The 4,760-nt window shown below is 72.5% G+C and carries 3 protein-coding genes; all 3 read right to left on the bottom strand.

Annotation, left to right across the window (positions count from 1 at the left end):
- Nucleotides 1–113: 113 nt before the first annotated feature.
- The 3 genes from rmdA to IG88_RS0137455 all read right to left on the bottom strand — a co-directional run bounded on the left by rmdA (nucleotide 114) and on the right by IG88_RS0137455 (nucleotide 4,239).
- Nucleotides 114–2,258 (bottom strand): cyclic Di-GMP phosphodiesterase RmdA, encoded by a 2,145-nt coding sequence (gene rmdA, locus IG88_RS0137465; RefSeq protein WP_031051246.1) that lies wholly within the window; start codon nucleotides 2,256–2,258, stop codon nucleotides 114–116.
- Entirely contained in the window at nucleotides 2,255–3,067 is an 813-nt protein-coding gene (locus tag IG88_RS0137460; RefSeq protein WP_031051244.1) for an SAM-dependent methyltransferase, read from the bottom strand. Before IG88_RS0137460 ends, rmdA begins: the two co-directional genes overlap by 4 nt.
- Nucleotides 3,068–3,297: 230 nt before the next feature.
- Complete coding sequence (locus tag IG88_RS0137455) at nucleotides 3,298–4,239, bottom strand: SCO0930 family lipoprotein (protein WP_031051242.1); 942 nt, start codon at nucleotides 4,237–4,239, stop codon at nucleotides 3,298–3,300.
- Nucleotides 4,240–4,760 lie beyond the last annotated feature (521 nt).

The following is a 4,760-nucleotide window of genomic DNA, read 5'->3' as shown; positions in this document are numbered from 1 at the left end:
TCCCGTCCCCGACGCTCCCCCGGCCACCCGCGCCGCCGTCACCCCCACCCGGCCAACACTCCGCCCGCCCCCCACCACAGACCTCGCCCACGGGACGTCGGGGGCGGTGCGGTTCAGCCCGTGGCGTCCACCAGGGCCAGTTCGTGCAGGCGCTCCGGCGGGCCCGGACGGGCGTAGTACCAGCCCTGGGCCGTGTCGCAGCCCAGTATGCGCAGTTGCTCGGCCTGCGCCCCGGTCTCCACGCCCTCCACGGTGACCGCGAGGTCGAGGCTGTGGGCCAGGGCGACGATGCCTTCGACGATCTTCAGGTCGACGGGGTCCGCCGGGAACTGCTGCATGCTCTGCGTGAACGAGCGGTCCAGCTTGAGGACGCTCACCGGCAGCCGGCGCAGGTTGGCGAGGTTGGAGTAGCCGGTGCCGAAGTCGTCCAGGGCGATGTCCACGCCCATCTCGGCCAGCCGGCGCAGCGGTTTGAGCAGGTCGTCGTCGGCCCCGATCAGCGCCGACTCGGTCACCTCCAGGCACAGCGCGTCGGGCGCGACCCCGGCCCGCTCCAGGATCTCGACGGTGTCCCGGACCAGGCCGGGATGCGTGAGCTGGCAGGGCGAGAGGTTGACGTTGATGCGCAGCGGGCCGGCGGCGCCGCTCTCACCGTACCGCTCCCGCCACAGGCGGGCCTGGCGTACGGACTGTTCCAGGACCCAGCGGCCCAACGGCACGATCAGGCCCGTGTGTTCGGCCAGCGGGATGAACCGGTCGGGGCCGAGCACCCCGTGCTGCGGGTGCAGCCAGCGCACCAGCGCCTCGGCGCCGCGCACACCGCCGTCGCCGAGGTGGACCAGCGGCTGGTACTCGATGAAGAACTCGCCGCGTTCCAGGGCCGCGGGCAACGCCGTGGTCAGCCCGTGCCGGGTGATGACACGGGCGTCGGCCTCGGGGTCGGCCAGCTCGAAGCGGTTGCCGCCCGCGGACTTGGCCCGGTACATGGTGATGTCGGCGCTGCGCAGCACCTCGGCCGGACTGCGCTCGCCCGCCGCGCCCTCGACGACTCCGATGCTGCCCCGCACGGTCAGTTCACGGCCGTCGACGCTGACCGGGGCGAGCAGCGCGTTCATGATGCGCGCGGCCAGTTCGTCGACCGCGTGCCGGGTGTCGGGGCCCGTGGTCAGCGCCACGAACTCGTCGCCGCCGAGCCTCGCGACCATCTCGCCGGGCGAGGTGGCGCACGCCTGGAGACGGTCGGCGACCTCCACGAGCAGCCGGTCTCCGGCCGCGTGGCCGAGGCTGTCGTTGACGGTCTTGAAGCCGTCGAGGTCCAGGTAGCACAGGCCGAAGCGCTGCCCCGGGCCCGCACTCAGGGCCTTCTCCAGGCGTTCGAAGAAGAAGGTGCGGTTGGGCAGCCCGGTGAGCGCGTCGTGCGTGGCCTCGTAGCGCAGCCGGAGGTTGAGCAGCCGCCGCTCCGTGGTGTCCTCCATCAGCGCGAGCTGGTACTGCGGGGTGCCGTCCGCGTCGCGCAGCAGGGAGACGGTGAGGTTGGTCCACAGGACGGTGCCGTCGGGCCGGTAGAACGCCTTCTCCACGTGGTAGTGCTCGCGCTCGCCGCGCACCAGTTCGTCGTAGAGCCGCCAGGTCTGCGGCGCGTCGTCGGGATGCGTCCACTCCGTCGCCCGGCGGCCGCCGAACGTGGGGTCCGCGATACCGAACATGCGCATCAACGCCTCGTTGACCTGGAGGACGTTGCCGTCCAGGTCGGCGATGCCGATGCCTATGGCGGCGCCCTCGAAGACCGCCCGGAAGCGGGCCTCGCTGGCGTGCAGGGCCTCGGCGACCACGCCCTGCGCCTTGAGCGCGGCCTGTGCGATGGCCTCCTGCTCGGCGAGGGTGCGGGCGCGCAGTGCCCCGGCGAACCCGGCCGCCATCGCGTGCTGGAGCCGGGCCGAACGGGCCCGCAGATCCTCCGGGTCGCCGTCCTCGCCGCAGTAGAGCACCAGGTAGGCGTCGACGCAGTCCAGCGTCCGGGAGAGCGCCTCGGGATCCGTGCAGTGCGCGTCGACGAGGGCGGCGCCGACCGCCCTGGCCTCGGCCGCGTCGAAGCCCCGGGCGCGCAGCACCTCGCTCAGCCGGCGGGCCAGCGGCAGCAGTTGCGCCTCGAACTCGGGCCGCGTGGACGACGTCGAGGTCACCGGGAACACCGCCCGGCTCCAGATCGTCGCGAACCGGCGCAGTCTGTCCTCCGGCCCGTCCGGCTCCGCGCTCACGCCGTACGCCCCACGCCGGCGAACCCGGAGAACGCGTACGGGTCCTCGTCCTCGGGCTCTCCCTCCGGCCTCCAGCGCGGCATCGGGACCAGTCCGGGCTCCACCATGTCGTACCCCTCGAAGAACCGCTCGATGTGCTCGCGCGAACGCATGATCAGCGGATTGCGAATGTTCCTGTACACGTCCACCGCGCCCCCGGCCCGTTCGGCGGGCAGCGGGACGTTCTCGTACGAGGCGTGCGTGAGGACGAGCAGGCTGCCGGGGGCGAGCGCGTCGCGCAGCTCGGCCACCGCCGTGTACGGGTCGTCCTCGTCCTCCACGAAGTGCAGTATGGCAACCAGCAGCAGGGCGACCGGTCGATTCAGGTCGATCAGCCGCTCCACCTGGGGACTGCCCAGGATCTCGGCCGGCTTGAGGAGGTCGCCGGCCACGACGTCCGCGTCGTCGTTGCCCGCCAGGACGGCCTCGCTGTGCGCGACCGCCACCGGGTCGTGGTCGACGTAGACCACACGGGCGCCGGGGCGGCTGCCTTGGGCCACCTCGTGCACGTTGCCGAAGGTGGGGATGCCGGAGCCGATGTCCAGGAACTGGTCGATGCCCTCGTCGGCCGCGAAGCGCACGGCCCGGCGCATGAACGCCCGGTTGGCCTGCATGATCTTGGGGAGTCCCGGCATGAACTCCATGGCCCTGCGGGCCGCTTCCCGGTCGACCTCGAAGTTGTGCGAACCGCCCAGGTAGAAGTCGTAGATCCGGGACACGCTGGGCACCGAGATGTCGATGCTGCGAGGGGCCCAGGCGGGACGCTCCATCTAGCTCTCCAAGGCATAGGCGATCCGGTGTTCGAGCTGAGGCTACTGATCGCCCGCCAAAGGAGCCATCCCAAACGGAAATTGACCGTCCGTTCCCGGTCACTGCCGCGGGCACGTGCCGTGGGCGAAGGCATGCCAAAGCGCACGAACGGGGCCGTCCCCTCCTGCCTGGGCAGAGAGGGGACGGCCCCGTTCGTGCGCCGGAGTGCGAGTGGGGCGGGGGGGCGCCGCTACTTCCCCGGCACGCCGGCCGGCTTTCCGTCGGGCTTGACGGCGTACCAAGTGCCACCCACACCCTGCCCGTTGGTGTCGCCGGGCGCCTTGTCTCCGGCGAAGGTGTAGATCGGCCAGCAGTCGACGGTCTGCTGGGCGGCGCCGTCGGGCCGGGTGAAGCTCATCAGTCCCTTCTTCGCCACGCCCTCGGTGTCGTTCGCCGGGACGGGCGCCACGACCGGCCACTTCTCCAGGCAGGCGCCGGTGCACGCCGACACGGGTTTCGGCCAGGCCTCGTCCTTCAGGAAGCGGTAGACGGTCATGCCGTTCCCGTCGACGACGATCTCGCCGAGTTTCGGGTCTTCGCGGGTGGACAGCCCGGCGGCGGGCTCGGCCTTGGCCTTCTTGCCGTCGGCGGCCAGCGCGTACCACTTCTTGCCGACGCCCTGGCCCTTGACGTCCCCGGCGGCGGTGTCCTTGGCGTAGCGGTACGCGGGCCAGCCGCCGATCGTCAGTTGCTTGGTGCCGTCGGGGCGGGTGACCTCACCGAGCAGGTCCTCGTCGATGCCCTCGCCCGCGATGGCGTCGCCGGCGGCCACCGGCGGCCAGGCGGTGGCGCAGTCGTTCTCGCAGGTGGTCTTGGGCGGCTTGGCGGTGTCGGCGTCGAAGCGGTAGAGGGTGCGGCCCGCTCCGTCGGTCACCAGGGCGCCGATCTCGGCGTTCGGCGACACGGACAGCTTGCCCGCGGGTTCCGGCGCGTTCCCCGGCACCTGTCCTGTGCCGGTACCGGCTCCGTCACCCGTGCCCGTGCCGAGGTCGCCGACGTCGCCGGGAGCGGCCGTCGCGCCCACGTTCTGGCTGGTGCCGGCGGCGCCGCCGTCCTGGCCGCACGCCGTCGTCAGGGCCAGCACCACCGCGGCGCCCACCACGAGTGAGGCGCTCGGCCAGGAGGTCTTCATCGTCAATCCCCGATCGTCACGAAGGTGTTGGGGGCCCTTGCGGCCGCCGCACGACAGTGGGTACGCGCGGGCAAGCCCGTTGTGTTCAACGGCACCGGGTCTTCTTTCCGTGCGGCGGGACGCGGGCCTTCCTTCCGCACGCCGCCGCCGGGTGGCCGCTCGTACAGGTATCCGGGGTCCGGCCGGAGCCGGTCCGTCGCCGCCAAACCCCTGGTGGGGGGCGTGTCCCTCCTTTGGGTCAATCGGCGGGCGCTCGGACCTGGGACGCCGCCCCAGGCTTCATGATCTGCGACGTGCATGGACCCGAACCGACCCGATCCGCCGCTGCCGGACGGGTGTTGGCCCTGGTGACGCTGACGTTCACCCTCGTCGGCATACCGGCCGGCCCGGCGCAGGCCGACGCCTGCGCGTACGCCTCGACCGGGCCCGGCGGCACCACCGCGGTGGCGGTCGCCGGGAGCCTGTCCTGGCCCACCTTCCCGCCGTGTCCCAGGCCCACCCCGACGCCCACGCCCCCACCC

Origin of the sequence: Streptomyces sp. NRRL F-5650 (genome assembly GCF_000721365.1) — a bacterium.
GTDB classification, from domain to species: domain Bacteria; phylum Actinomycetota; class Actinomycetes; order Streptomycetales; family Streptomycetaceae; genus Streptomyces; species Streptomyces ardesiacus.
The sequence above is the reverse complement of the archived record's forward strand: the minus strand, read 5'-3'. Positions and strand labels throughout refer to the sequence as shown.